This is a genomic window from Pseudomonas mangiferae, assembly GCF_007109405.1.
Taxonomy (GTDB): Bacteria; Pseudomonadota; Gammaproteobacteria; order Pseudomonadales; family Pseudomonadaceae; genus Pseudomonas_T; species Pseudomonas_T mangiferae.
Genome location: NZ_VJOY01000012.1, coordinates 16,451 through 40,124, shown reverse-complemented (window position 1 = coordinate 40,124; position 23,674 = coordinate 16,451). Strand labels below are relative to the sequence as shown.

The 23,674-nt window shown below is 69.9% G+C and carries 23 protein-coding genes; 14 read left to right on the top strand and 9 right to left on the bottom strand.

The annotated features are described in order from the left end of the window. Positions 1-2: 2 nt before the first annotated feature. The 5 genes from FM069_RS16160 to FM069_RS16140 all read right to left on the bottom strand — a co-directional run bounded on the left by FM069_RS16160 (position 3) and on the right by FM069_RS16140 (position 2,862). The gene (locus FM069_RS16160; protein WP_143489402.1) at positions 3-488 is read right to left on the bottom strand and encodes a tetratricopeptide repeat protein; all 486 of its coding nucleotides are present in this window, start codon (positions 486-488) and stop codon (positions 3-5) included. Continuing rightward, a complete protein-coding gene (locus FM069_RS16155; protein ID WP_143489401.1) occupies positions 488-853 on the bottom strand; it encodes a hypothetical protein in 366 nt (121 codons plus the stop codon). The genes FM069_RS16160 and FM069_RS16155 overlap by 1 nt, the downstream gene beginning before the upstream one ends. After that, positions 850-1,161, bottom strand: coding sequence for a helix-turn-helix domain-containing protein (locus FM069_RS16150; protein ID WP_143489400.1), 312 nt, complete (start codon positions 1,159-1,161; stop codon positions 850-852). Before FM069_RS16150 ends, FM069_RS16155 begins: the two co-directional genes overlap by 4 nt. 92 nt (positions 1,162-1,253) lie before the next feature. Further along, the gene (locus FM069_RS16145) at positions 1,254-1,697 is read right to left on the bottom strand and encodes a YkvA family protein (RefSeq protein ID WP_143489399.1); all 444 of its coding nucleotides are present in this window, start codon (positions 1,695-1,697) and stop codon (positions 1,254-1,256) included. Positions 1,698-2,106: 409 nt separating this feature from the next. Further along, on the bottom strand, positions 2,107-2,862 hold the full coding sequence (locus tag FM069_RS16140) for an FKBP-type peptidyl-prolyl cis-trans isomerase (protein WP_143489398.1): 756 nt from the start codon (positions 2,860-2,862) through the stop codon (positions 2,107-2,109). A 475-nt stretch (positions 2,863-3,337) separates the two neighbouring features. Here FM069_RS16140 and FM069_RS16135 point away from each other — a divergent pair, with 475 nt between their 5' ends. Together FM069_RS16135 and FM069_RS21645 are read left to right on the top strand one after the other, a co-directional pair. After that, positions 3,338-3,583 (top strand): hypothetical protein, encoded by a 246-nt coding sequence (locus FM069_RS16135; RefSeq protein WP_143489397.1) that lies wholly within the window; start codon positions 3,338-3,340, stop codon positions 3,581-3,583. 361 nt (positions 3,584-3,944) lie between these two features. Continuing rightward, positions 3,945-4,091 carry a hypothetical protein gene (locus FM069_RS21645; protein WP_178106785.1) on the top strand — a complete coding sequence of 49 codons (147 nt, stop codon included), beginning with the start codon at positions 3,945-3,947 and terminating at the stop codon, positions 4,089-4,091. A gap of 72 nt (positions 4,092-4,163) precedes the next feature. Here FM069_RS21645 and FM069_RS16130 read toward each other — a convergent pair whose 3' ends face one another. Beyond that, a complete protein-coding gene (locus FM069_RS16130; protein WP_143489396.1) occupies positions 4,164-4,358 on the bottom strand; it encodes a hypothetical protein in 195 nt (64 codons plus the stop codon). Positions 4,359-4,512: 154 nt separating this feature from the next. On the opposite strand from FM069_RS16130, the gene FM069_RS16125 reads away from it, so the two are divergent. The 10 genes from FM069_RS16125 (at position 4,513) to FM069_RS16080 (ending at position 15,994) form a co-directional block, all read left to right on the top strand. Continuing rightward, on the top strand, positions 4,513-4,968 hold the full coding sequence (locus FM069_RS16125) for a hypothetical protein (RefSeq protein ID WP_143489395.1): 456 nt from the start codon (positions 4,513-4,515) through the stop codon (positions 4,966-4,968). Between the two features lie 53 nt (positions 4,969-5,021). Then, the gene (locus FM069_RS16120; protein WP_143489394.1) at positions 5,022-5,354 is read left to right on the top strand and encodes a four-helix bundle copper-binding protein; all 333 of its coding nucleotides are present in this window, start codon (positions 5,022-5,024) and stop codon (positions 5,352-5,354) included. A 180-nt stretch (positions 5,355-5,534) separates the two neighbouring features. Then, complete coding sequence (locus tag FM069_RS16115; RefSeq protein WP_143489393.1) at positions 5,535-6,218, top strand: DUF2238 domain-containing protein; 684 nt, start codon at positions 5,535-5,537, stop codon at positions 6,216-6,218. Between the two features lie 83 nt (positions 6,219-6,301). After that, positions 6,302-7,255: a PfkB family carbohydrate kinase gene (locus FM069_RS16110; RefSeq protein WP_143489392.1), complete on the top strand. Its 954-nt coding sequence runs from the start codon at positions 6,302-6,304 to the stop codon at positions 7,253-7,255. After that, a complete protein-coding gene (locus FM069_RS16105; RefSeq protein WP_143489391.1) occupies positions 7,252-9,657 on the top strand; it encodes a glycosyl hydrolase family 65 protein in 2,406 nt (801 codons plus the stop codon). Before FM069_RS16110 ends, FM069_RS16105 begins: the two co-directional genes overlap by 4 nt. A 135-nt stretch (positions 9,658-9,792) precedes the next feature. Continuing rightward, positions 9,793-11,589: a thiamine pyrophosphate-requiring protein gene (locus tag FM069_RS16100; RefSeq protein ID WP_143489390.1), complete on the top strand. Its 1,797-nt coding sequence runs from the start codon at positions 9,793-9,795 to the stop codon at positions 11,587-11,589. A gap of 1 nt (position 11,590) precedes the next feature. Further along, complete coding sequence (locus FM069_RS16095; protein WP_178106783.1) at positions 11,591-12,694, top strand: enolase C-terminal domain-like protein; 1,104 nt, start codon at positions 11,591-11,593, stop codon at positions 12,692-12,694. 9 nt (positions 12,695-12,703) lie between these two features. After that, positions 12,704-13,705: a hypothetical protein gene (locus FM069_RS16090; RefSeq protein ID WP_178106781.1), complete on the top strand. Its 1,002-nt coding sequence runs from the start codon at positions 12,704-12,706 to the stop codon at positions 13,703-13,705. Then, entirely contained in the window at positions 13,702-14,346 is a 645-nt protein-coding gene (locus tag FM069_RS16085) for a gluconate 2-dehydrogenase subunit 3 family protein (RefSeq protein WP_143489388.1), read from the top strand. Before FM069_RS16090 ends, FM069_RS16085 begins: the two co-directional genes overlap by 4 nt. Continuing rightward, entirely contained in the window at positions 14,336-15,994 is a 1,659-nt protein-coding gene (locus FM069_RS16080) for a GMC family oxidoreductase (RefSeq protein WP_218570306.1), read from the top strand. The genes FM069_RS16085 and FM069_RS16080 overlap by 11 nt, the downstream gene beginning before the upstream one ends. A gap of 188 nt (positions 15,995-16,182) precedes the next feature. On the opposite strand, the gene FM069_RS16070 is transcribed toward FM069_RS16080, so the two are convergent. Then, positions 16,183-16,959 (bottom strand): OBAP family protein, encoded by a 777-nt coding sequence (locus FM069_RS16070; RefSeq protein ID WP_143489387.1) that lies wholly within the window; start codon positions 16,957-16,959, stop codon positions 16,183-16,185. 476 nt (positions 16,960-17,435) lie between these two features. On the opposite strand from FM069_RS16070, the gene FM069_RS16065 reads away from it, so the two are divergent. Both FM069_RS16065 and FM069_RS16060 read left to right on the top strand, forming a co-directional pair. Beyond that, the gene (locus FM069_RS16065; protein WP_143489386.1) at positions 17,436-18,479 is read left to right on the top strand and encodes a LysR family transcriptional regulator; all 1,044 of its coding nucleotides are present in this window, start codon (positions 17,436-17,438) and stop codon (positions 18,477-18,479) included. Positions 18,480-18,496: 17 nt separating this feature from the next. After that, positions 18,497-19,261, top strand: coding sequence for a helix-turn-helix transcriptional regulator (locus tag FM069_RS16060; RefSeq protein ID WP_143489385.1), 765 nt, complete (start codon positions 18,497-18,499; stop codon positions 19,259-19,261). A gap of 390 nt (positions 19,262-19,651) precedes the next feature. Here FM069_RS16060 and ligD read toward each other — a convergent pair whose 3' ends face one another. Together ligD and FM069_RS16050 are read right to left on the bottom strand one after the other, a co-directional pair. After that, complete coding sequence (gene ligD / locus FM069_RS16055; protein WP_143489384.1) at positions 19,652-22,252, bottom strand: DNA ligase D; 2,601 nt, start codon at positions 22,250-22,252, stop codon at positions 19,652-19,654. Between the two features lie 227 nt (positions 22,253-22,479). Beyond that, positions 22,480-23,559, bottom strand: a complete 1,080-nt coding sequence (locus tag FM069_RS16050; protein WP_143489383.1) for a sigma-54 interaction domain-containing protein — start codon at positions 23,557-23,559, stop codon at positions 22,480-22,482. Between the last annotated feature and the right edge of the window lie 115 nt (positions 23,560-23,674).

The window sequence follows — 23,674 nt, the reverse complement described above, 5'->3', positions numbered from 1 at the left end:
CCTCAGCCGGCTTGTTGCGCCCAGCGGGCCGCGGCCTCGGCATCCGGCGGCAGGTTGCGACCGCCATCGCGATACAGCGCCGCCAGCTTGTGGGGCGCCAGGGGATGGCCGTGGCGGGCGGCGAGTTCCCACCAGCGGGCCGTTTCACCGGCGTCCGCGGCATGCCGGGTGTCCCCGGCCAAGGCCAGCATCCCCAGTTGGTAGGCAGCCTTGCCATCCCCCGCCTCGGCCGCCAGCCGCAGCAGGCGCATGCCCTCTTCCTGGGCACCGAACCCCTGCCCGCGGTACAGCAACAGGTGGCCATAGAAACTCTGGGCCGGCACATGGCCGAGGTTGGCCATGCGCCCGTATTGCCCCTGCATCCAGTTCCAGGCGCGGGGCTGCTTCACCAGCCAGGAAACCCGCAGCATGCGCCGCGCCACGGCATAGCCCAGGCGCGCCCGCAGGTGCCAGAACAACAGTTTCGGGGAACGCGGCAAACCCGCCATCAGGGCACCTCCGGGTAATCGAATTCGAAGACGCGGGCCACCTCGGAGGCATGCCAGGACGCCGCGGCGATCCCGTCCGGTGGCCCGGAGAAGCGGCCGAGCCGCTCGACGCATTCGAAGAAGCCGGTGCGTGGCAGGCGGCTGGCGCTCTGGCTGATCACCAGGGCGCTGCGCAGCGGTCGCTCGGCGCGGGCATCCAAGGCCGCCAGATGCTCCAGCGCGGCGGCCAGCACCTGCATGGCCGGCGGCGGCAATTGCAGCCGCTCGATCAAGGCGCGGTAGGTGACCAGGTGGCGCTGGCGGCGCGCGTCATCCAGTTCGCCGAGCAGCGCCTGCCAGTGCTGCCGGGCGATACGCACGCTCAAGCCTCGGGCTCCCAGCCCGCCAGGCCGAGGACCCGGGCCAGGGCGCGGCGAATGGCATCGTCGGGCTGCCGCTCGCCTCGCTCGATCAGGGCAAGATAGGCCGGGCTGATGCCGACGTCCCGCGCCACCTGCTCGGGCGTCATGCCGCGGGCTTCGCGCAGGGCGGCCAGGTGTTCGAAAGGAGCCCGGGTGGTGTCCCGGTCCTGGAACGGCAGGCGGCCGGCCTCTCGCAGCAGGGCCTGGTACTCGGCCCAGGGCAGGACAGCATATTCGGCTTCGCCGTCCCGAGTGATCACTTGCACGCTCATACCACGCTCCACGGAATGCAGTGCCGGTCGCGGCACTTCCCTGAAAGCGCCCATCTTAAACTCCGTTTCCCGCCGAATGCAGCCCGTGGCGTTCAGGAAACCGGCGGCTCTACCCGCTCCGCCCTGGGCAGGCGATCCAGTTCTTCACGCAAGGTGGGCGATTGGGCATCGCGCCAGCGGCGGAAACGCTCCAGTTCGCCGTGCCAGGTACGCATCACCCACGCCAGCACCGCCAGGTCGTCCACTAGGCCGACCCCGGGCAACCAGTCGGGGATCGCATCCACGGGCGTGAGGAAGTACAGCAGAGCCCCCACCACCGACAGCAAGGCCTGGCGCTCGATCCGGCGGTAGTCGCCGCGCCACCAGGCCACGCAGAGCGCCTGCAGCAGGTGCAGGTCCTCCTTCACCCCGGCGAGCCGGCCGCCGCTACGGCCCCGCTTGCGCGCCACCGCCAGCAGCAACGCCGGCAGACGGCCGCGAGCGAGGAAGCGCTCGGCGAGGCCTAGGTAGCGGGAAAACTGACGCGGCATTTTCATGACAACTCCTGGAGATCGAAGGGCCTGCTGCCGATCCGGCTCGGGCCGGTCGCGGCAAACCCGCATGGCAGCGGGCTCGCCGGCGGTTATCCACGAAGCCTGTGGATAAACATGTGCATAGTCGTGGGATGAGACACGCAAACGCCCGGGTGGTGCGGGTTCCCTACAGATCGGGCGTTTTTTGCCCAGCCAATAAAAACCAATTAAAACAGCAAGTTAGGTTATCGGGCCATTGACAGCGGCAAAATGCCTGCAGGTACGGCCGGGCGTCGAGCGCAATGTGCATAAGCACGACGGGGAAGCCGTCCGCCTTTGCGTTCAGACCGGCCGGTCGCCACGGTGTTCGCCGGATGACCGGCACAAACGAAAACGCCCCGTCGGGACGGGGCGTTTCGGTGAGCGACGCGGATCAGCCTTTGGCGTCGGCGTCCGGCTTCTCTTCCGGAGAAGCCTGCTCGGGGCTCGGCTCGGCGGACGGGTCCTTGATGCCGATCAGTTCCAGGTCGAACACCAGGACCGAGTTGGCGGGGATCGCCGGGCTGGGGCTCTGGGCGCCGTAGGCCAGGTCGCTGGGGATGTAGAACTTGTACTTCTCGCCAACGTGCATCAGTTGCAGGCCTTCGACCCAGCCCGGGATCACGCCGTTGACCGGCAGATCAATGGGGCTGCCGCGCTGGATGGAGCTGTCGAAGACGCTGCCGTCGATCAGCTTGCCTTCGTAGTGGACAGTGACCACATCGCTGGGCTTGGGCTGGGCGCCGTCGGCCTTCTTCACTACTTCATACTGCAGGCCGGACGAGGTGGTCACCACGCCTTCGCGCTTGCCGTTCTCTTCGAGGAATTTCTTGCCGGCCTTGGCCGACTCCTCATTCATCGCGGTCATGCGTTCTTCGGCACGCTTCTGCAGGAAGGCGAACGCTTCGACCAGCTCTTCGTCCTTCAGCTTCTGATCTTTCTTGCCGATGGCGTCTTCGATGCCCTGGGCAACGGCTTTGGAATCCAGGTCGTCCATGCCTTCCTGCGACAGGCTCTTGCCCATGTTCAGGCCGATCCCGTAGGAGGCCTTCTGCGCGGGCGTCTTCAGTTCCACGCTGGTCTGCGAGTCGCACCCTGCGAGAACCAGGCCCACCAGGGCCATCGCCGCCGCCAACCGATGTTGTTTCATGCTGTTTCCTTGTCATACGCCTTGCGGCGGTTTCGGTGAAGCCGCGAGCTTAGCAGGGAGGTGCCGCCTCGGCTATGGGGCATACGAACCGATAAGACTCGATAAGTTTCTCGGTCACTTGGATGCGTTTTGTAGCCGATCCCCCGGTAAACAAGTACCGGTGGAAGTGTAAATAGTCTGTCAATGAAACACCCGGGCATGGATATGTCCGGGTCGCCCTGAAAGTTGCTCTTCCATCAATAAGGCCCGCCCTTTAGTGCGGGAAAGGTTCATCGCCGAGCAATCGAGAATGTTTCCTTATTGCCGATGTTCTTCTATCATGGCCGCCTCGGGATATTCTTCCCGTTTCCCTCCTTCTTTCCATGCCGCCACGCCCTCGCGGGCGCGTCAGAGGGCAGGAGCCTGCCTATCGGGCCGTTGCTTTTCATTCGTCAAGGACACCGCATTGAGCTCTAACCCCATTTCAGAGGCGGAAATGCGTGAAGCCCTGGGCCTCACGCCTGCGATCGCCGTCGCTCCGAAACAGAAACCCCGCTCCCGCGCCACCTATACCCTGGTCGAGCTCAGCGTCCGCAAGAAGACGGGCGGCGCCCCCTTCCGCTTCCAGCACCGTTCCAGTTCCATCAGCAAGCTCACCGCTCAATTGGAAGCCGAGAAAGCCGCCCGCAAGAAAGGACTGGACGTGTGGGTCGTGCTGGATATCCAGCAGATATCCGAATAATCGCTGCATCGTATGTCATACCGGGAAGGCCGCAGGGACGGCGGACCGGATTCCGCCATTTGGCCACCCCGTATTCTTCTTCGCCTCATCGCGATAGTGCTTCTCGCCCCGACGCATTAAAACGGCAGTCGATCTATTACCCTGCCTGCACGCACTTCCGCGAATACTGTCGACCCCTTCACATCCCGCATTTAATACGCAGCCACATCGCGAATACTTCAGCGCGTTAATCCGGCACATGCGGTAACCATTGCGAAGTTTGTCCGATGCGTCAGCATCCGACCGTGCGCATGTCCGATCTGAACTTCGGCACCGGCCTTCTTTTCTACCGTCCGAGCACACACTCAGGAGGTAGACCCGCATGAACACCCCAATGCCTGATGGACCCCGGAACGCCGAGAGCCCTGTGGACGACGCCACGCCGGCGCTGCAGGCGGCCACGGACACAGACGAGCCCAAGCCGGAACTCAAGGAGCCCGCCTCCACCATCCCGAAGCCGGTGGCCTGATTGCCAAGGTCATGGCACAGCAAAGGAACGGCGCCTTCGGGCGCCGTTCCTTCGTGACGACGGCAACCCTTGCTACGCCCGACGGCGAGCGAAACGCCGCACGCTGGGGCTTTCGCAACGGTCCAGGGGCAAGGCGCTGGGCAGCGCCTCGAGGCGCACACGCTGATTGCCGTTGAGCTGCAGCTGCAGGCTCAGATCGCCCCGGTGCTTGAAGGTGAGTTCGTATTCGAGTTGGGCGGGACGGATACCGCTGGGAACGGTGATCATGGAAGCCTCCTCTCGTGTCGCAGTGGTGGCGTGGCAGTGGGATTGGCGGGCTGGCTGAGGCCCAGCAAAGGCAGCACGGGATATGCCAGAGCGGACGGGCGGAAAATTGCTTCTCTTTCCAACTCGTTAGCGGAAGCGTTGCATCGGAACGATCGTGCAATTCGCCGAAAGCTGGCGAACTGATACGAGCAGAATGCCGACTCCGGGCCTGCGTCATCCGCCGGACGGACGCGCTGAACTTCCCAGCAGGACCGGCGTTCCATTTTCCTGTGCCCACGACGCGGTTTCTTCCATGACCCGACGGCCCACCTTTCTCGCGCTGTTGCTCGCCTTGCTGATGCTGGGTGAACCGCTGCTGGCCGCCTGTCACGGGCTGGGAGCCTGCGCCGAGGAGCCGAGCTGGTCGGCCTCGGGTCCGTCGCTGGACCCTGTGCCCTGCGGCCATTCGCTTTGTGGCAAGCCGCTGTGCTGTGCGTTGCCGATTCCCGCCCTCGCACCACTCCTCCCAGGCCCCTTCGCGGCGGTCAGGGCCGAGGCGTCACCACCGTCCCGTTATGCCTCCTTCTTTCCCGACCCGCTGGATCGTCCGCCCTGGGCCGCGTCGGCGTGACCGAACGACCCCTGTACTGACGATTCGATACAGCCCATACGGGAGATACGAACATGCTCAACGATACTGCCTACCAAACCTGCATCCAGGCCTGCCTCGACTGCGCCATGACCTGCGAAGCCTGCGCCAGTGCCTGCCTGCAGGAACAGGACGTGAAGATGATGGCCCGCTGCATCACCCTGGACCGCGAGTGCGCGGACCTGTGCCTGCTGGCCGCCCGGCTGATGGCCCGCGAGGCCGAGAATGCCCAGGCGTTCTGCCGGCTCTGTGCGGACATCTGTCGCGCCTGCGGCGAGGAGTGCGGCAAGCACGAGGCCGAGCATTGCCAGGCCTGCTCCAGGGCATGCCTGGCGTGTGCGGAGGAATGCGCGCGCATGGCCGCCTGATGGCGATCCGTCCGCTGCCGGCCGGTCCGGCGGCGGACACCCTGGCCCTGCCAGTCCGACCGGGGCCGGCAGGGCAGTTCGCAACCGGAGGGGTCTCTTGAGCAGTCGATCCGCAGTCCCGCTTCTATTTCGTTCGCGCCTCACCCGCAGGCGCACCGACTACCGTCGGGTACCCCGACCATGAACGGGGAACCCGCGCCGCGCCGTTTCCTGCTGGGCTGGGCCGGTGCCTTCGCCCTGGTGTTCGTCGCCCTGGGCATCGCACCCTTCAACCGGGGCGACTGGCTCCTGGAAAACCTCCTGGTGGTGGCGTTGGGGTTCGCCCTCGCCTACGGCCATCGCCGCCTCGCCCTGCCGCGCTCGGCGGTGGTCCTGTTGTTCGCCTACCTCTGCCTCCATGAGCTGGGCGCCCACTTCACCTATTCCCGGGTGCCCTACGACGCCGGGTGGCAAGCCCTCGGCGGCGACTCCCTGAAGGCGTCCTTTGGCTGGCGACGCAACCATTTCGACCGGCTGGTGCATTTTGCCTATGGCCTGCTGCTGGCCCATCCGCTGCGCTGCATCTTGCTCAGGCTGACACCGCTGCGGGGGTTCTGGAGCTATTTCTTCGTGCTCGACTTCATCCTTGCCTCGTCGGCGATCTATGAGCTGATCGAATGGGTCGGCGGCGAGTTCTTCGGCGGTGACGAGTCGGCCGCCTTCGTCGGTGCCCAGGACGATGCCTGGGACGCCCAGAAGGACATGGCCCTGGCTGCCCTCGGCGGCCTGCTGGCGCTGTTGGCGATCGCCTGGCGCCAGCGCCGTGCGGTGACCGCCCCCGGGCGCGATTGTGCGCCCTCCCTCGCCGGCGAGCCGCGTGCTTGAGCCGGCGCGGCCAGCGAAGCGGCGAACCCAGCCGCGCCATGCCGGTCACTTGAACCATCATCGCCATCTCCAGGAGCGCCGTCATGCCGGGAACCCTTCTGTCCCTGGGCAGCATCAATGCCGACTTCCAGGTGCGCGTGGAGGCGGCGCCCGGCAGCCAGGAAACGCTGCTCGCCCATGACTTCCGCCGCCTGCCCGGCGGCAAGGCGGCCAATACTGCCTACCTGGGCGCACGGTTCGGCCACCGCAGCCTGCTGCTGGGACGGGTCGGCGACGACGAGCTGGCGGAGCAGGCCCTGGCACCGCTGCGGCAGGCGGGGGTGGACGTGTCCGGGGTGAGCCAGGCGGCCGGGGCAGCCACCGCGGTGTCCATGATCATGGTGCCGCCGGACGCGAAGAAAGTCATCGTCCTGGCCAACAACGCCAACGACCAGTGGGACGAGGCGGCATGCGCCCGCGCCCTGGCCCGCCTCGACGACCTGCAGGGCCCCGCCTGCCTGGTGCTGGACTACGAGGTGCCGGCCTGGGTGGTCCGCCGTGCCCTGGACAGGGCCGCCCGCATCGGCATCGCCGTGGTGCTCGACCCGTCGTTCCCCGAGCGCCTGGAGCACGACCTGTTGCCTCGAATGGGCGCCCTCACCCCCAACGTCGAGGAGGCCGCCGCCCTGCTGGGAGAGCGCCTGGACAGCCTGGAGCGCATCGCCCAGGGCGCGCGGCGCCTGGGCGATGCCGGGGTGGACATCGTCTGCATCAAGCTGGCGGACGGGGGCTGCGTGGTGGTCGAGGAAGGCCGTGCCACCCTGATCCCGCCCCGCGAGGTGGAGCCGGTGGACACCACCGGGGCGGGCGATGCCTTCACCGGCACGTTCGCCATCGCCCGCCTGGAAGGCCGCGCGCCCTTGGAAGCCGCCGCCTGGGGCGTGGCAGCTTCCAGCCTGGCGGTCACCGCCTACGGCTCCCAGGGCGCCTACGCCGGACGCGACCAGGTCGAACCCCTGGCCCGCGAGCGGCTGCACCAGGCGCGGAGGCTGGCATGAGCGCAGGCGACGACCGCGACCCCCTGCGCTTCGCGCATTACGACCCCCTGGACGAGCGGCGCCGGGAGGCGCTGTTCAGCCTGGGCAACGGCGTGCTGTCCTGGCGCGCCAGCCCGCCCGAGACCGCCAGAGCGCTCGGGCCGCAGCGGCCCGACGACCACTATGCCGGCTTCTACCGGGCCGGCTGGTACGACGAGGCGCCGCGCCCCGCCGCCCCGCGCCAGCCGGGTGGCGAGGTCACCGCCCTCGGCGCGCTGGTGAACCTGCCGGACCCGTTCGGCCTGACCCTGCGCCTCGGCGACGGTGCCTGGTTCGATCTCGACGGCGTGGAACGGCTCGACTATCGGCAGTGCCTGGAGCCGCGCCTGGGGTTGCTGTGGCGCCGGCTGCGCTTCCGCCTCGACGGCCACGAACTGACCCTGCACGAAGAGCGCTTCGTCAGCATGGCCGAAGCGGACCTGGCGGTGCTGCGCTGGACCCTGGAGGCGTCGACGCCGCTGCCGGCGGTGACCCTGCGCGCCACCCTGGACGGTGCGGTGGAAAATGCCTTGGTGGACCGGGACCGGGCCTACGAGGGGCGCCGCCTCCAGGTCCACCACCTGGAGGGGATCGGCAGCGACGCGTTGATCGCCGCCGGTCTGCATGCGCCCGAGCGCCGCCTGGCCCTGGCCAGCCGCACCCGGGTGCCCGGTCATTCGCCCCGCTGGGAAACCCGTCGCGACGGCCAGCGTCTCGTGCAGGAAGCCTGCATCCCGTGGCCGTCCGAAGGCCGCCTGGTGCTGGAAAAGCGCGTCGTCGTGCAGGTGGACGACGACCTCCCGGAGGCGCCCGAGGCGGCCTGTGCCCAAGTCCGCGGCCGCCTGCCCGACGCTCCCTACGAGGCGCTGCGCGCCGACCACCAGCAAGCCTGGGCACGCCTGTGGGCCGACAGCCCGCTGCAGACCCCGGACCCTACCCTGCAGCGGCTGCTGGAGCTGGCGGCGTTCCACGTGCTGCAGGCGGTCTCGCCCCTGAGCATCGGCCGCGACCAGGGGCTGCCGCCCAAGGGCTGGCAGGAGGGTTACTCCGGGCAGATCTTCTGGGACGAGCTGTTCGCCTTCCCCTACCTCAGCACCCGTTTCCCCGAGCTTGCCCGCAACCTGCTCCGCTACCGCCATCGGCGCCTGGACAAGGCCCGGGAGCGGGCACGCCGCTGCGGCCTGCGCGGTGCCCTCTACCCGTGGCGCAGCGCCCGGCACGGCGACGAGGAAACCCCGCCCTACCAGTACAACCCGCTGTCCTGCCGCTGGATGCGGGACAACACCTACCTGCAGCGGCACATCGGCGCGGCCATCGTCTACGACGTGTGGCAGCTGTACCTGGCGACTGGCGACGAGGACCTGCTGGCCGGGGACGGCGGCGACCTGGTCCTGGAGATCGCCCGCTTCTGGGCCAGCCTGGCCCATTACGACGAGGGCCTGGAACGCTATGTCATCCACGGCGTGGTGGGTCCCGACGAGTACCACAGCGCCTACCCCGACGCCACCGAGCCGGGTCTGCGCAACAACGCCTACACCAACCTCATGGCCGCCTGGACCCTGCAGCGCGCCCTGGACCTGCTGGCCCGCCTGCCCGCGGAGCGGGCCAGCGCCCTGCGTCAGCGTCTGGCCGTAGCGCCGGAGGAGCTGGACGCGTGGGCGCGCATCGGCCGGCGTCTGTACCTGCCGTTCCGCGAGGACGGCGTGCTCGACCAGTTCGACGGTTTCCAGACCCTGGCACCGCCGCCCTGCTCCGACCTGAGCGCCGATCACCCGCGCCTGGACTGGTTCCTGGAGACCCGCCACGACACCTGCAACCGCTACCAGGCCACCAAGCAGCCGGACGTGCTGATGTTCCGCTACCTGTTCGGCGCCGACGAGCTGCGGGCGCTGTTCCAGCACCTCGGCTACCCGCTGGAGGAAGAAGCCGGCCGGCGCACCGTGGCCTACCACCTGGCCCGGGTCACCCATGAGTCCAGCCTGTCGAAGATGATCTGCGCCGGCGCCCTGGTGGACGCCGAGCCGGAGATCGCCTGGACCTGCTTCTGCCAGTGCCTGCGCACCGACGTGGACGCCCCGGCGGACAGCGGTGCCCTGGAGGGCGTGCACCTGGGCTCCCTGGCGGGTTCTCTGGACGTGCTGCAGCGCCATTACCTGGGGATCAGCCCGGGGCTCGACGGCCTGCGGGTGTTCCCGGCGCCGCCAGCCGCGTTGCCCGACATCGCCCTGGCCCTGCGCTACCGCGGCCAGCGGGTGGAGGTGGACCTGCGCGACAGGCGCGTTCAGGTGCGCCTGGACCCCGCGGCCACGGCGCCGCTCACCCTGGTGCACGCCGCCGGGCGTACCTGCCTGCTGCCGGGGGAGGCCTGGAGCGTTCAGCCCTGAGCGGTCGAAGGCCACGGCGACCACCCGGGAGTTTTTCAGAATGTTGCGGGACCTTCTGGCGAAGGCGCCCGGTCTAGGACTGGTAGACGCCAGGCAACGTCGCCCATTTCACGGCTTCCAGGAGGAGGGTTTCAGATGGCCACGACAGTCGGAGATTTTCTCGTCGAGCGCTTGTACCAGTGGGGGGTCCGCCGCATCTACGGCTACCCGGGGGACGGCATCAACGGTGTGTTCGGTGCGCTGAACCGGGCCAACGGCAAGATTCGCTTCATCCAGGCGCGCCACGAGGAAATGGCCGCGTTCATGGCCGCCGCCGACGCCAAGTTCACCGGCGGCCTGGGGGTCTGCATCGCCACCTCCGGCCCCGGCGCCTCCCACCTGATCACCGGTCTCTACGACGCCCGCATGGACCACATGCCGGTGCTGGCCATCGCCGGCCAGCAGGCCACCACCGCCCTGGGCGGGCACTACCAGCAGGAGCTGGACCTGCTGTCCATGTTCAAGGACGTGGCCGGCGCCTTCGTCCAGCAGGCCAGCGCGCCTTCACAGGTGCGCCACCTGGTGGACCGGGCCATCCGCACCGCGGTGGGCGAGCGCCGGGTGACCGCCATCATCCTGCCCAACGACATCCAGGAAATGCCTTATTCCGAGCCGCCCCGGGCCCACGGCACCGTGCATTCCGGGGTCGGCTACAGCAAGCCGAAGGTGGTGCCCTACGAGGCGGACCTGCAGCGGGCCGCCGAGGTGCTCAACGCTGGCGAGAAGGTGGCCATCCTGGTGGGCGCCGGGGCCCTGCAGGCCACCGACGAGGTGATCCAGGTGGCCGAGAAGCTCGGCGCCGGGGTGGCCAAGGCGCTGCTGGGCAAGGCGGCCCTGCCGGACGACCTGCCCTGGGTCACCGGCTCCATCGGCCTGCTGGGCACCGAGCCCAGCTACAAGATGATGGAGGACTGCGACACCCTGCTGATGATCGGCTCGGGCTTCCCCTATTCCGAATTCCTCCCCGAGGAAGGCAAGGCCCGCGGCGTGCAGATCGACCTGCAGCCGGACATGCTCAGCCTGCGCTACCCCATGGAGGTGAACCTGGCCGGGGACGCCGCGGAAACCCTGCGCGCGCTGCTGCCGCTGCTGCAGGAGAAGACCGAGCGCGGCTGGCGCGAACGCATCGAGAAATGGCGTGCCGACTGGGACGAGACCCTGGAGAAGCGTGCCCTGGTGGAAGCCAACCCGATCAACCCGCAGCGGGTCGTCTTCGAACTGTCGCCGCGCCTGCCGGAGCAGGCCATCGTCACCAGCGACTCCGGCTCCTGCGCCAACTGGTTCGCCCGCGACCTGAAGATGCGCCGCGGCATGATGGCTTCGCTGTCCGGCGGGCTGGCCTCCATGGGCGCCGCGGTGCCGTACGCCATCGCCGCCAAGTTCGCCCATCCCGAACGGCCGGTGATCGCCCTGGTGGGGGATGGCGCCATGCAGATGAACAACATGGCCGAGCTGATCACCGTGGCCAAATACTGGCAGACCTGGGACAACCCCCGCTGGATCTGCGCGGTGTTCAACAACGAGGACCTCAACCAGGTCACCTGGGAGCAGCGGGTGATGGAGGGCGACCCGAAGTTCGAGGCGTCCCAGGACATCCCCAATGTGCCCTACCACCGCTTCGCCGAGTCCATCGGCCTCAAGGGCATCTACGTCGACCGTGAGGACGCCGTGGCCCAGGCCTGGGAGGAGGCGCTGGCCTCGGATCGGCCGGTGCTGCTGGAATTCAAGACCGACCCGAGCGTGCCGCCGCTGCCGCCCCATATCAAGCTGGAACAGGCGAAGAAGTTCGCCACCACCTTGCTGCGCGGCGACCCCGACGAAGGCAGCGTGATCGTGCAGACCGCCAAGCAGGTGCTCAGCTCGGTGCTGCCGGGCCATCACAAGGATAAATGACGTGGGCCGCAGGGACGCGCCGGTCACGGCGTTTCGGGCTTCCGCCTACCGGGTGCCCACCGATGCGCCGGAGGCGGACGGCACCTTCGCCTGGGATGCCACCACCCTGGTGGTGGTGGAGATCGAGGCCGGCGGCCAGACCGGCCTTGGCTACACCTACGGCGCAGCGGCCATGGCGCCGCTGATCCTGGATACCCTGCAGCCGCGGGTGCTGGGCGCCGACCCGCTGGCGCCGGAGCGGATCACCCGCAGCCTGTGGCGCGAGGTACGCAACCTGGGCCGTTCCGGCCTGGCCGCCTGCGCCATTTCCGCGGTGGACTGCGCCCTGTGGGACCTCAAGGCGAAGCTGCTGGACTTGCCCCTGGCCACCTTGCTGGGCCGGCTGCGGGACCGCGTGCCGGTCTATGGCAGCGGCGGCTTCACCTCTTATGACGACGATCGCCTGGCGGAGCAGTTGGGCAGCTGGGTACAGGACGACGGTTGCCGCTGGGTGAAGATGAAAGTCGGCGCCGACCCAGGCCGCGACGTGCAGCGGGTGCGGGCGGCGCGGGCCGCCATCGGTCCGGAGGCGGGGTTATTCGTCGACGCCAATGGCGCCCACGACGTGGCCAGCGCCCTCGCCTTCGCCCGCGGCATCGCCGATCTCGGTATCAGTTGGTTCGAGGAGCCGGTCAGTTCCGACGACCCCCAGGGGCTGCGCCGGGTACGGGATGCCCTGGCCGCCGCCGGCCTGCCCATGGCAGTGGCCGCGGGCGAATACGCCTACACCGCCGACGACTTCCGCCATCTGCTGGGCGCAGTGGACGTGCTGCAGGCGGACATCACCCGCTGCGGTGGCGTGAGCGGTTTCCTCCAGGCCGCGGCCCTTTGCGATGCCTTCCACCTGGACCTGTCGGCCCACTGCGCACCAGCGCTTCACCTGCCGGTGTGCTGCGCCGCTCCGCGGCTGCGGCACCTGGAATGGTTCCACGATCACGTGCGCCTGGAAGCCCTGCTGTTCGACGGCGCGCCTACGGTGAACGACGGGCTCATCGCCCCGGCGCTGGACCGCCCCGGAAACGGCCTCGTCTTCAAGCGAGCCGACGCCGCCCGCTACGCGCTCTGAGGAGTCTCCATGGCGACCCCGCATACTCTTCGCCTCGTCACCCTCGGCGCCACCGCCCTCATGGGCGCGGTCGCCTGGACCTGGCAGGCCCGCGAGACCCGCGCACCCCGGCGGCGCCTGCGCCCGGATACCGACGTCCTGGTGGAGGCGGCGCGCACCCTGAACCGCAGTGCCGGCCTGCTGGCCCTCGCGGTGGCCGCGGACAGCGCCCTGGAGCATGCCCGGGGCGATTTCCACAACCGCGCCATGTACACGCCCCTGGCCACCTCCCTGCTGTCCCTGCTGGCCAGCGGCCATGGCCACCGGGACGACGCCGCCGCAGCCCACCGCCTGCGGGACGGCTGCTACCTGGCGGCCGGCCTCACTGGCCTGGTGGGCAGCGGCTTCCATCTCTACAACGTCAGCAAACGGCCCGGCGGCTTCGGCTGGACCCACCTGTTCTACGCCGCGCCCCTGGGGGCACCGGCGGCCCTGGTGCTGTCCGGGCTGCTGGGCTACTACGGCGAGCGGGTGCGCGACGCCGCCGGTGACAGGGTGCCCCGGGTGTTCGGCCTGCCCGCCGGCCAGGCGGTGGCGCTGATGTGCGCCGCCGGCCTGCTGGGCACCACCGCAGAGGCCGGCCTGCTGCATTTCCGCGGGGCCTTCCAGAACCCGGCGATGTACTTGCCGGTGACCGCCCCGCCGGTTTCCGCGGCGCTGCTGGCCGGTACCGCCCTGGCCGGCCCGCACCGCCCCGGCCTGCGCGCCCTGTCACGCCTGTGGCTGCGCTTCACCACCCTGCTGGGCCTGGCCGGCAGCGCCTTCCATGCTTATGGCATCACCCGCAGCCATGGCGGCTGGAGCAACTGGCGGCAGAACCTGCACGCCGGCCCGCCGCTGCCGGCACCGCCCAGCTTCACCGGGCTGGCCCTGGCCGGCCTCGCGGCCCACGCCCTGCTGGACGAGGAGCGCCATCTCACCCCGTTCCACGCGCGGCTGTGGCGGCGGCGTCCGGCCTGGAGGTTGCCATGAGCCTGCCCCGCTACCCGGGTTACGACGTCCTGCACAAGCGCAATGGCCCGTCGTGGAACGAGCCGACCCGCCGCGCCGTGGACGCGCGCCTGGCGCTGCCGCGGGAACCGCGGTTCTTCGACGCCCGCCAGTGGGCGCTGCTGAACGCTCTCTGTGCGCGCATCCTGCCGCAGCCGGCCGACCGCCCACCGGTGCCCCTGGCGGCCATGGTGGATGCCAAGGTGTTCGAGCGGCAGGGCGACGGCTACCGCGACACCCGCCTGCCGCACCTGCAGGACGCCTGGACCCGCGGCCTGGCCGCCCTCGACGCCGAGGCCGAGGCGCGCCACCAGCAGCCCTTCGTGGCGTTGTCGGCCGGCCAGCAGGACGCGCTGCTGACCGCCATGCAGCAGGGCATGCTGCACCACCCCGCCTGGGGCGGCATGCCGCCGGCGCTGTTCTTCAGCGAGCGGATGGTGCACGACATCACCGGCGCCTACTACCAGCACCCCACCGCCTGGAACGAGATCGGCTTCGGCGGTCCCGCCGGACCCCGCGGCTACGTACGCCTGGACAGTGACCGCCGCGATCCCTGGGAAGCCGCCGAGGCGCGCCCCGGGCGCGAGGACGAGGCCCGGGAGGCCAACCGCCGTGTGCGCTGATCGGTTCATGGACGCCCTGGAGACACCGCGCGGCCGCCACGGGCGGGCGCCCGACGTGCTGCGTCCCGGCGCCTGGCTGCCGATGCGCGAGTACCCGCAGAACGAGCCGGTGGACTTCGTCATCGTCGGCACCGGTGCCGGCGGCGCGCCCCTGGCCTGCAAGCTGGCCCGGGCCGGGTTCTCGGTGGTGGCCTTCGATGCCGGCGCCTGGTGGCGGCCCCTGGAGGACTTCGCCTCCGACGAGGCACACCAGGCCAAGCTCTACTGGCTGGACGAGCGCCTCTGCGACGGCGACAACCCGCTCAAACTGGGCAGCAACAACAGCGGCAAGGCGGTGGGCGGCAGCACCGTGCACTTCTCCATGGTGTCCCTGCGCTTCCGCCCGGAGTGGTTCAAGTCCCGCTCCCTGCTGGGCTACGGGGTCGACTGGCCGCTGGACTGGCGGGAAATGTGGCGCTACTACCGCGAAATGGAGCAGGCCCTGAAGATCAGTGGCCCGGTGACCTACCCCTGGGGGCCGAAGCGCCCGCGCTACCCGTACCGCCAACACGAAGTGAACGGCGCTGGCCTGGCCCTGGCCCGTGCCTGCGACGCCCTGGGGGTGGACTGGTCGCCCACGCCCCTGGCGACCCTCTCGGCGCCCCGGGGCGACGCGCCGCCCTGCGTCTACCGGGGCTTCTGCGTCTCCGGCTGCTCCACCAACGCCAAGCAGAGCGCCCTCACCACCTGGATTCCCTGGGCGGTACGCGCCGGGGCGGAAATCCGCGACCTGGCCATGGTGGGCCGCGTCGAGACCGGCGGCGACGGCCTGGCCAGCGGGGTCCACTATTTCCGCGAAGGCCGCTGGCAGTTCCAGCGCGCCCGCCACGTGGTGGTGGCGGGCTACGCCATCGAGACGCCCCGGCTGCTGCTCAACTCCGCCAGCGCGCGTCACCCCGACGGCCTGGCGAACCGCTCCGGGCTGCTAGGGCGCAACCTGATGGTGCAGACCAACAACGCCGTCTGGGGGCACCTGGAGGAAGAGGTGCGCTGGTACAAGGGGCCGCCGTCCCTGGCCCTGTGCGAGCACTGGAACTACGAGGACCGGGGCAAGGATTTCTTCGGCGGCTACTGCTTCATGAGCCAGGGGCCGCTGCCCGCCGCCTGGGTCGCCACCCAGACCGGCAACCATGGGCTGTGGGGCCAGGCCCTGGTGGATGAGATGCGCCACTACAACCACCAGGTGGGCCTGAAGATCGTCGGCGAAACCCTGCCCCAGGAACGCAACCGGGTGACCCTGGCCGACGAGCACGATCAGTACGGCCTGCCCGTCGCCCGGGTCACCTGGTCCATGGGCGACAACGACCGGCGCCTGGTGGCCCACGCCCTGGACTTCATGGGTCGCGGCCTGGACGCCATCGGCGCCCGGGACATCTGGTCGGAGGCGGAGAACACCTGCCACCTGGGAGGTACCGCACGCATGGGCTTCGACGCCGACAGCAGCGTGGTGGACGCCGACTGCCGCAGCTGGGACGTGCGCAACCTGTGGGTCTGCGACGGCTCGGTATTCCCCACCGTCGGCGGGGTCAACCCGTCCCTGACCATCCAGGCCATCGCCTGCCGCACCGCCGACCGCATCGTCGCCCTGGCCGCCCGCGGCGACCTCTAAGTTCTGTACGAAAAGTCATCGAGCGAAGGTCAGGCAAGGCAAAAACAGGCGAAGAAGCGGAGTTTACGTGCTGTAAATGAGCATTCTGAGCCTGTTTTTAACGCAGCATCACCGAGCGCAGGCACTTTTCGTACAGAACTTAGGCACGCCCTCGCCCGTGGCCGGGTACCGCCACGGGGTTGATGCCGTCAGGGCCGGCCGGCGGCGCCCGCGTCCACCACGCCGGGAATGTCCCGGGTCTCGCGGCCGAAGCGATCCTTCAGGGCATCCACGCCGGACTGCGGGTGGGCCAGGGTTTGCAGCGGCGCTCGCTCACGGCGGATGGCCGAGATGGCGCGGTCGGTGCGGGCCTCGCGCACCTCCAGCAGGCCGGGGTCCACCTCGCCATCGCGGTTGATGGACCACGCCAGCATCGGCTCGCCCAGGGGCAGGCTGTCGCCGGGCTGGCCGTCGCTGCCGGTGTGCCAGACGTGCCAGGTCTTGCCGTAGCTGTTCATCTTGGCGCGCATCAGCTGCGCCTCCGCCGCCCGGGGAATCCCCGGGGCCACCAGCTGGCCGGTGAGGATCTCGCCGTTGTGGGGGTGCCAGAAGGCCTTCTCCGCCTCCGGCAGGCCCTGAAAGACCGTTTCGGAAATGATGTACTCGATGCCGTTCAGGTTGGCCTTCTCGGTGTTGCCGTCGAACAGCACGCACTGGGCGAAGTCCTCGTTGACCTGGTGGCAGTAGTGGTGGGCCTCCATCTGCCGGGTGGGCTGGTCCTTCATGGGGTGGAAGCCCACCAGGTAGATATCGAACCCCTTCACCGGGGCGTGGGCCTGCAGCGCGGCGGCTCCGGTTTCCAGCAAGCCGGTGCGGGTGGACTTCTCCTGGCCCGGCGGCGCGGTGGGAGACGGGGCGTCGTCGGCCCGGGCCAGGGTGGCGAGGGAAAGCCCGCAGGCGAGGCAGGTGGCGAGGGTGCGGTTCATGAGGTCCTCCGTGATCATGATGGGTGAAGCCGCCGGGGGCGGCTCCAGCGTTGGCACCCGCGCGTAGGGATAAGTTCGGTGCAGGTGGCGACCGGTCGCCCACGTCGCCCTGCCATAGACCCTTTCGAACAATCCGACGCACGGTAACGGCTCCGTTTCAAGCGGGCGGCCCGGGAAACAGCAGGGCGCGAAGGCGGCGGCGGACGCCCGCTGGCAAAGCACCTGCCCGCGCGGTACCGGGCGCAGGCCCAGCAGCGGCGCGGCGTTCCGCCCACCGCGGGGACTGCGCCGGCTTTGCCCGGGCGGGCGGCGCGCCGCAATGAAACGGCCGCCTGGCCCGCCGCGCGTGGCCTATTCTGCGAGGACGGTCACAAGGGCTGACCGCTGCGGAAAAGGCGCCGTCCGCTCCAGCAAATTCCCGCCCCGGACGCAGCCCTTAGGATGCCGCCCATCCTCACTGCCGCCGTGCCGCACCGATGACCAGCCCGACCCCGAGCCCCGACGCTTCCCTCACCCTGGCCGAGTCCGGCATCGTCAAGGACTCACCGCTGACCCAGGCGGGCACCCTCGGCGATCTGTACCTGCTGATCCGGGTCATCGAGGCCGGGGGCTTTTCGGCCGCGGCGCGGCGCACCGGCATCGCCCGCTCCCTGCTCAGCCGGCGGATCATCGAGCTGGAGCGGCGGTTCGGCGTGCGATTGCTGGAGCGCAGCACCCGCAGCTTCGCCATGACCGCCGTGGGCGAGCAGGTCTACCGCCATGCACTGGCCATGCTGGACGCCGCCCAGGCCGCCGAACGCGTTGCCCTGGAAGCCCTGGGGGAAGCCATGGGGCCGCTGCGCCTGGGGGTCCCCGCGCTGCTTCACGAGCTGATGCCGAGCCTGCTGCGAGACTTCGTCGCCAGCCACCCCAAGGTACGGCTGTCGCTGCTGGCCCAGGGCGAATCCACCGGCCTGACCCAGGACCTGGACCTGGCGCTGCAACTGGACGAGCCGCCGCGGGCGGGCTCCCGGGTGGTGGCCCATGCCCTGGCCCGCCTGCGCTTCGTCACCGTGGCCAGCCCGTCGCTGCTGCGCCAGCTGGGATCCCTGCGCCACCCCGACGAGCTGGAGGATCGCCATTGCCTGGGCTTCGGCACGCCCCAGGCGCTGCGTCCCTGGCCGCTGCGCCAGGCCCGCCCACGGCCGCTGCGCGACAGCGCCCTGAGCAGCGACAGCCTGCCGATGCTGCTGACCGCCGTGCGCGCCGGCCAGGGGGTGGCTCACCTGCCGCTGTTCGCCTGCGCCGAGGACATCCGCAGCGGCCACCTGGCCATCCTGTTCGAGGCCCACGAGGCGGAGCCGGTGACCCTGTACGCCCTGAGCCCGCCGCGACCGGGCATCACCCAGGCCATGCGCAGCCTGGTGCAGACCCTGCGCGAGCGCCTGGACAGCGGCGAGATTCCCGGCGTGCTGCAGGCCGCGGACCCGGTGCGCCCGGCCGCGTCCCGACGCCCCCTGGCCACCGAACGGACCCCCTGATTTCCCGCGGCGGGGCGATGGACGCCCCGCTGCCGCACCACGCACCCTGGACCATCATGGAGGACGCCATGGACAGCACCCCGACCGCCGCTCGCAGAGCCGGCTTCACTTTCATCCGCCTCACACCTCCCTTCGGCCGGCTCTGCGACCTTCAGGACCTGGTGCGGGCCAGCACCGGCTTCGCCCGGTTCTTCTTCGCCCTGCGCCAGCCCTTCCCGGTCTCCGCACCCTCGGTGTACGCCTACGACGACTACCCGGACAGCCTGCGCCGCCACTACGACGAGCAGCGCGCCTGGCTGCGGGACCCGGTGCTCGACCCGGACGGGTCGGACGACACCGTGCATTGGCAGCGGGGCCCGCTGTGGGCTGGCCTGCCAGCCGCGGCGGGCGCGGACGCCGTCTCGGCGGGCATCGCCTTCCGCTTTCCCTTGAGCGGCGGCCGTCACGCGATCCTGGCCCTGAGCGACGCCCCGGCCCCGGCGTCTGCCGAGCAGTTGGAGGCCCTGCGCCCGGCGGCCTACCACATCTGCCGGCGAGCACTGGATGCCGCCGCCCTGGAGCGCAAGCTGGACCGCACCCTGGAAGCGACCGAGGCCCTCACCCGCCGCGAGCTGCACGTGCTGCGCCTCAGCGCGGACGGCTTCACCGCCGAGGAGATCGCCAACCAGATCTTCGTCGCCCGCAGCACGGTGAACTTCCACATCAAGCGCATCACCCAGAAACTCCACGCGCGCAACAAGACCCAGGCCATCGCCAAGGCGGCCCTGATGAGCTTGCTCTGAAGGCCCGCGACGGGACCACGGGGCGTAGGGGCCGGTGAACGACCGGCCCTTCGGCCGTTCGGGGCGGGCGAGTCCGTGGGGCGGCGCGTTGCCCGTGCAGTCGCAGGAAATGAAGGGCGACCAGGCAAGCCGAGCTCACGGCCGGCTTGCGAAAGACCGCCGGTGATATCACGGCATGGCACCTGGGCGCCGCCAGCGGAGCACGGTATCTGTCCACCCGTGCAGCCATCGACGGATAGTGCGTTCGGGGCCGCCCGTGGCGTCGCCGGGGGGGCCTTCGGATTCTCGATCCCCTGAGCGCCGGCATCGCGCTGCGGCGTCGCGCCGACGAGCCCTTCCCTTGCGCCGCTCCCTCGACCCCTGCCTGGCGGCGGCGTCCGACGAAGGCCGCTAGCGCAAGCCGATGCGCCGACGCATGTCCGCGGTGATGGTCTGGCGGACCGCGGCATAACCGGCCCAGGGATCGGCCTCCAGGTCGGCCAGGCGCGCGTGCAGGGTGTGCACCGTCCAGGCGTTGCCGCCCTTGAGCCCGGCCACTTCCTCCCGGGCCACCGGCACCGACACCGGCAGGCCTTCGCGAGTGCGGGCGGCGAAGGCGCAGATGGTGGTGGCGCCCTGGCTGTTGCGCAGGTAGTCGATGAAGATCCGCCCGACCCGGTTCTTCGGCCCGGAGACCGCGGTGAAACGCTCCGGCAACAGGCGCGCCATGTGCCGGACGATCGCCTGGCTGAACGCCTTGACCTCGGCCCAGCCGTCCTGGGGCGCCAGGGGCACCACCACGTGGATGCCCTTGCCGCCGCTGGTCTTGAGGAAGGACACCAGGCCCAGTTCGTCCAGCACCGTCAGCACCAGTTGCACTGCCTCCACCATGCTCTTCCAGGGCAGCGCCGGGTCCGGGTCCAGGTCGAGGATGAAGCGGTCCGGCCGCTCCAGGTCGGCGGCGGTGGCGTTCCAGGTATGCAGTTCCACGGTGCTCATCTGCACCGCACCGATCAGCGCCTGCAGGCTGTTGATCAGCATCACCGGCTGGCCCGAGTATTCCTTGCCCAGGGTCTCGATCCCGGGGATCGCCAGGCGCGCGGCGTTCTTCTGGAAGAACAGCTCGCCGGCGATGCCCTCGGGGGCGCGCACCAGGGCCACCGGCCGGTCCTTCAGGTGGGGCAGCAGCCAGTCGGCGACGCTGGCGTAGTACTCCGCGAGCTGCAGCTTGGTGGTGCCCTCGGTGGCGTCGATGACGCGGTCGGGGTGGCTGATGCGGATGCGGCCGGCCGGCGCCTTGCGGGCCGGGGTGGCCGGGCGGTCCACCGCCGCGGCGGGTTTCGGCGTTTCCTCGGTGATGGCCTCGGCCAGCTTGTCCTCCCGCAAGCCCTGGAACACCGAGTGGCGGATCACCCCTTCCCGGGTCATCTCGGCGTAGGCCACCTCGGCGAGCAGTTCCGGCTTCAGCCAGTGCACGCCCCGGGCCTCGGCGCCGGTGAGCGGGTTGACCACCGCCGGCCCGGGGATCTCCAGGGGCAGCAGCCGCGCGTGCAGGCTGCGCAGAGTGGCCTCGTTGAACCCGGTGCCCACCTTACCGGCGTAGCGCAATACGCCGCTGTCCTTGTCGTGCAGCCCCAGCAGCAGCGCACCGAAGGCACTGCGGGCGCCCTTGGGCTCGGTGTAGCCGACCACCACGAACTCATGGCGATGGGTGCACTTGAGCTTGATCCAGTCGTCGCTGCGGCGGGACACATAGGGGCTGCCCAGGCGCTTGCCGATCAGCCCTTCCAGGTGCATCTGGCAGGCGCTGTCCAGCATGCTCTCGGCGCTCTCGGCGAAGTCCTCGGACAGCCGCAGCACCGCGTCGTCGCGCGGCGCCAGCACCGTCGCCAGGGCGGCGCGGCGATGCTCCAGGGCGACCCGGCGCAGGTCCACGCCGTTGAGGTACGGCAGGTCGAACAGGTAGTAAACGATGCGGTTGCTGCGACCCGCCTCGAAGGCGTTCTGCAGGGCCTGGAAATCCGGCAGGCCCTGCTCGTCCAGCACGATCACCTCGCCGTCCAGCCACGCGGAGTCCAGGCCCAGGGCCTCCAGCGCCTTGGCCTGGTGGGGCATCTTCGGGGTCCAGTCGTGGCCGTTGCGGGTGAACAGGCGCACCGTGCCCGCCTCGATGCGGGCGAGGATGCGGTAGCCGTCGAACTTGATCTCGTAGCGCCAGTCGCCCGCCGGGGCGCTTTCCACCAGGGTCGCCAGTTCCGGCTTGAGGCTGTCCGGCAGGGCCGCGCGGCGCGCGCCGGGCAGGTCGGCGGGGTCTGCGGTGGCCGTCTCCACGGCGGCCGTTTCCGCGGTGGCCGCTTCCACGGTGGCCGCTTCCACGGGGGTCGTTTTCCCGGCGGACGGGTCACGAGCGGATGGCCTGGCCTTGCGCCGCGCGGCGCCGCGCGCCCGGGGTACCAGGGTGCGTTCGCTGAGCACGCTGTCCGGCTGCTGGCGGACGATGTCGTAGCCCGCCTCGGGCCGTGCCGCCTCGTCGTCGTGCTTGATCAGGAACCACTGCACCTGGCGACCTTCCAGGTGGGTACGTACCAGGCTCCACTGGCCGGCCAGCTTCTCCCCCTTCAGCGCGAAGGTCAGGCGCCCCTTGGCATAGGCCTGCGCCGGGTCGCCCTTGGGCTGCCACAGGCCGCGGTCCCAGACGATGACGTCGCCGGCGCCATAGTGGCCTTCGGGGATGTGGCCCTCGAAGGTGGCGTAGTCCAGCGGGTGGTCCTCCACCTGCACCGCCAGGCGCCTGACCGTCGGGTCCAGGCTCGGCCCCTTGGGGATCGCCCAGCTCTTCAGGGTGCCGTCCAGCTCCAGGCGGAAATCGTAATGCAGCCGGCTGGCATCGTGCTTCTGGATGCAGTACTGCAGCGCGTGGGGCTCCCCGCCTCTGTCGCGGGCGCCGCCGGGCGGCTCCGGCGTGGCGTCGAAGTCACGTTTGCGGTTGTACTCGTCGAGGGACTGGCTCATGGCGGCGATCCGCGGCGGCTCTGGTAGTCAGAGCACGACGGGCGCGACGGGGTTCAGCGCCGCCGGACTGCCGGGTCATCGCATCAGCGCCATGGCCGGACCGCCGGGTCGGGACGCCCGGTTAGGGACGCCCGGTCAGGGACACCCGCTCGGATGACGTTCGGTTTGGGGGCCTGGTCAGGGACCTGTCCGGATTCTCCGCGTCGGAATCTGTGATGGCCCAGCCGTCAGGGCCCGTACGCCCCCAGCGACCGGCGCGGACGCTCCACCGGCACCAGTTCGCCGATCTTCTCCAGCCGCGCCCGCACGATGTTGCGGCTGATGCCCAGCAGGCGCCCGGTCTGCAGCTGGTTGCCGTGGCAGAAGCGGTAGGCGCTGCGGAACAAGGTCTCCTCGATGTGCTCGTAGAGGTTCGGCAGGTTTTCCTCGAACAGCTGGGTGAAGGCCGCGTCGAGGCTGGTGGCCAACGCCGCGGAAGGCCCTTCCTCCTGGCGATGGGCCAGGGGCAGGGTCACCAGGTGCAGGTCGGTCGGCTGGACCAGGCGGTTGCGGCACACCAGCAGCGCATGGTGGATGGCGTTCTCCAGCTCGCGGATGTTCCCCGGCCAGCTATGGGCCAGCAGCTTGCGCTCCGCCTCGGGGCTCAGGGTGGCGCGGGCGTAGCCGAGCCGGCGGCTGTGCTCTTCGAGGAAGAACAGCGCCAGGGGCAGGATGTCGCCGGGCCGCTCGCGCAGCGCTGGCAGGTGGATGGCGGCCACGTGCAGGCGGTAGAACAGGTCCTCGCGGAAATGCCCGGCCACCACCGCGTCGGCCAGGTTGACGTTGGTGGCCGCCACCAGCCGCACGTCGATGGGAATCGCGCTGCGCGAGCCGAGCCGCACCACCTCCCGCTCTTGCAGCACCCGCAGCAGCTTGACCTGCATGTTCAGCGGCAGGTCGCCGATTTCGTCGAGGAACAGCGTGCCGCCGTTGGCCGCCTCGAACCAGCCGGCCTTGGTGGTGGTGGCGCCGGTGAAGGCGCCTTTCTCGTGGCCGAACAGCTCGCTTTCCACCAGGGTTTCCGGAAAGGCGCCGCAGTTGACCGCGACGAACGGCCCCTGGCCGCGGCGGCTGAGGCGGTGCAGGTGCCGCGCCACCAGTTCCTTGCCGGTGCCGGTCTCGCCGACGATCAGTGCGTTGGCCTCGCTGGGGGCCAGGCGTTCGATGCGTTCCAGCAGCTCCCGGGAGCGGGCGTCCTCGAAGACCAGCACGGTGGCCCGCACCGACTTGGTCAATTCACGAGCATGGGGATGGGTGAGCAGGGACACGGCACGATCCTGGGTGGGAAGCACGAGCCGCCATGCTGCACCAATGGCGTTAGAACGGAAAATGGCCTTTTATTCTTTTCTTATTCCGAACGACTAAAAAGCCCGCAACGGCAGG

Coding starts and splice junctions, on each gene's coding strand:
- FM069_RS16140 (WP_143489398.1), bottom strand. CDS start 2,862: ATGAAACAACATCGGTTGGCGGCGGCGATGGCCCTGGTGGGCCTGGTT.
- FM069_RS16070 (WP_143489387.1), bottom strand. CDS start 16,959: ATGAACCGCACCCTCGCCACCTGCCTCGCCTGCGGGCTTTCCCTCGCC.
- FM069_RS16160 (WP_143489402.1), bottom strand. CDS start 488: ATGGCGGGTTTGCCGCGTTCCCCGAAACTGTTGTTCTGGCACCTGCGG.
- FM069_RS16065 (WP_143489386.1), top strand. CDS start 17,436: ATGACCAGCCCGACCCCGAGCCCCGACGCTTCCCTCACCCTGGCCGAG.
- FM069_RS16130 (WP_143489396.1), bottom strand. CDS start 4,358: ATGATCACCGTTCCCAGCGGTATCCGTCCCGCCCAACTCGAATACGAA.
- FM069_RS16150 (WP_143489400.1), bottom strand. CDS start 1,161: ATGAGCGTGCAAGTGATCACTCGGGACGGCGAAGCCGAATATGCTGTC.
- FM069_RS16110 (WP_143489392.1), top strand. CDS start 6,302: ATGCCGGGAACCCTTCTGTCCCTGGGCAGCATCAATGCCGACTTCCAG.
- FM069_RS16105 (WP_143489391.1), top strand. CDS start 7,252: ATGAGCGCAGGCGACGACCGCGACCCCCTGCGCTTCGCGCATTACGAC.
- FM069_RS16135 (WP_143489397.1), top strand. CDS start 3,338: ATGCGTGAAGCCCTGGGCCTCACGCCTGCGATCGCCGTCGCTCCGAAA.
- FM069_RS16085 (WP_143489388.1), top strand. CDS start 13,702: ATGAGCCTGCCCCGCTACCCGGGTTACGACGTCCTGCACAAGCGCAAT.
- FM069_RS16100 (WP_143489390.1), top strand. CDS start 9,793: ATGGCCACGACAGTCGGAGATTTTCTCGTCGAGCGCTTGTACCAGTGG.
- FM069_RS16060 (WP_143489385.1), top strand. CDS start 18,497: ATGGACGCCCCGCTGCCGCACCACGCACCCTGGACCATCATGGAGGAC.
- FM069_RS16120 (WP_143489394.1), top strand. CDS start 5,022: ATGCTCAACGATACTGCCTACCAAACCTGCATCCAGGCCTGCCTCGAC.
- FM069_RS21645 (WP_178106785.1), top strand. CDS start 3,945: ATGAACACCCCAATGCCTGATGGACCCCGGAACGCCGAGAGCCCTGTG.
- FM069_RS16145 (WP_143489399.1), bottom strand. CDS start 1,697: ATGAAAATGCCGCGTCAGTTTTCCCGCTACCTAGGCCTCGCCGAGCGC.
- ligD (WP_143489384.1), bottom strand. CDS start 22,252: ATGAGCCAGTCCCTCGACGAGTACAACCGCAAACGTGACTTCGACGCC.
- FM069_RS16115 (WP_143489393.1), top strand. CDS start 5,535: ATGAACGGGGAACCCGCGCCGCGCCGTTTCCTGCTGGGCTGGGCCGGT.
- FM069_RS16090 (WP_178106781.1), top strand. CDS start 12,704: ATGGCGACCCCGCATACTCTTCGCCTCGTCACCCTCGGCGCCACCGCC.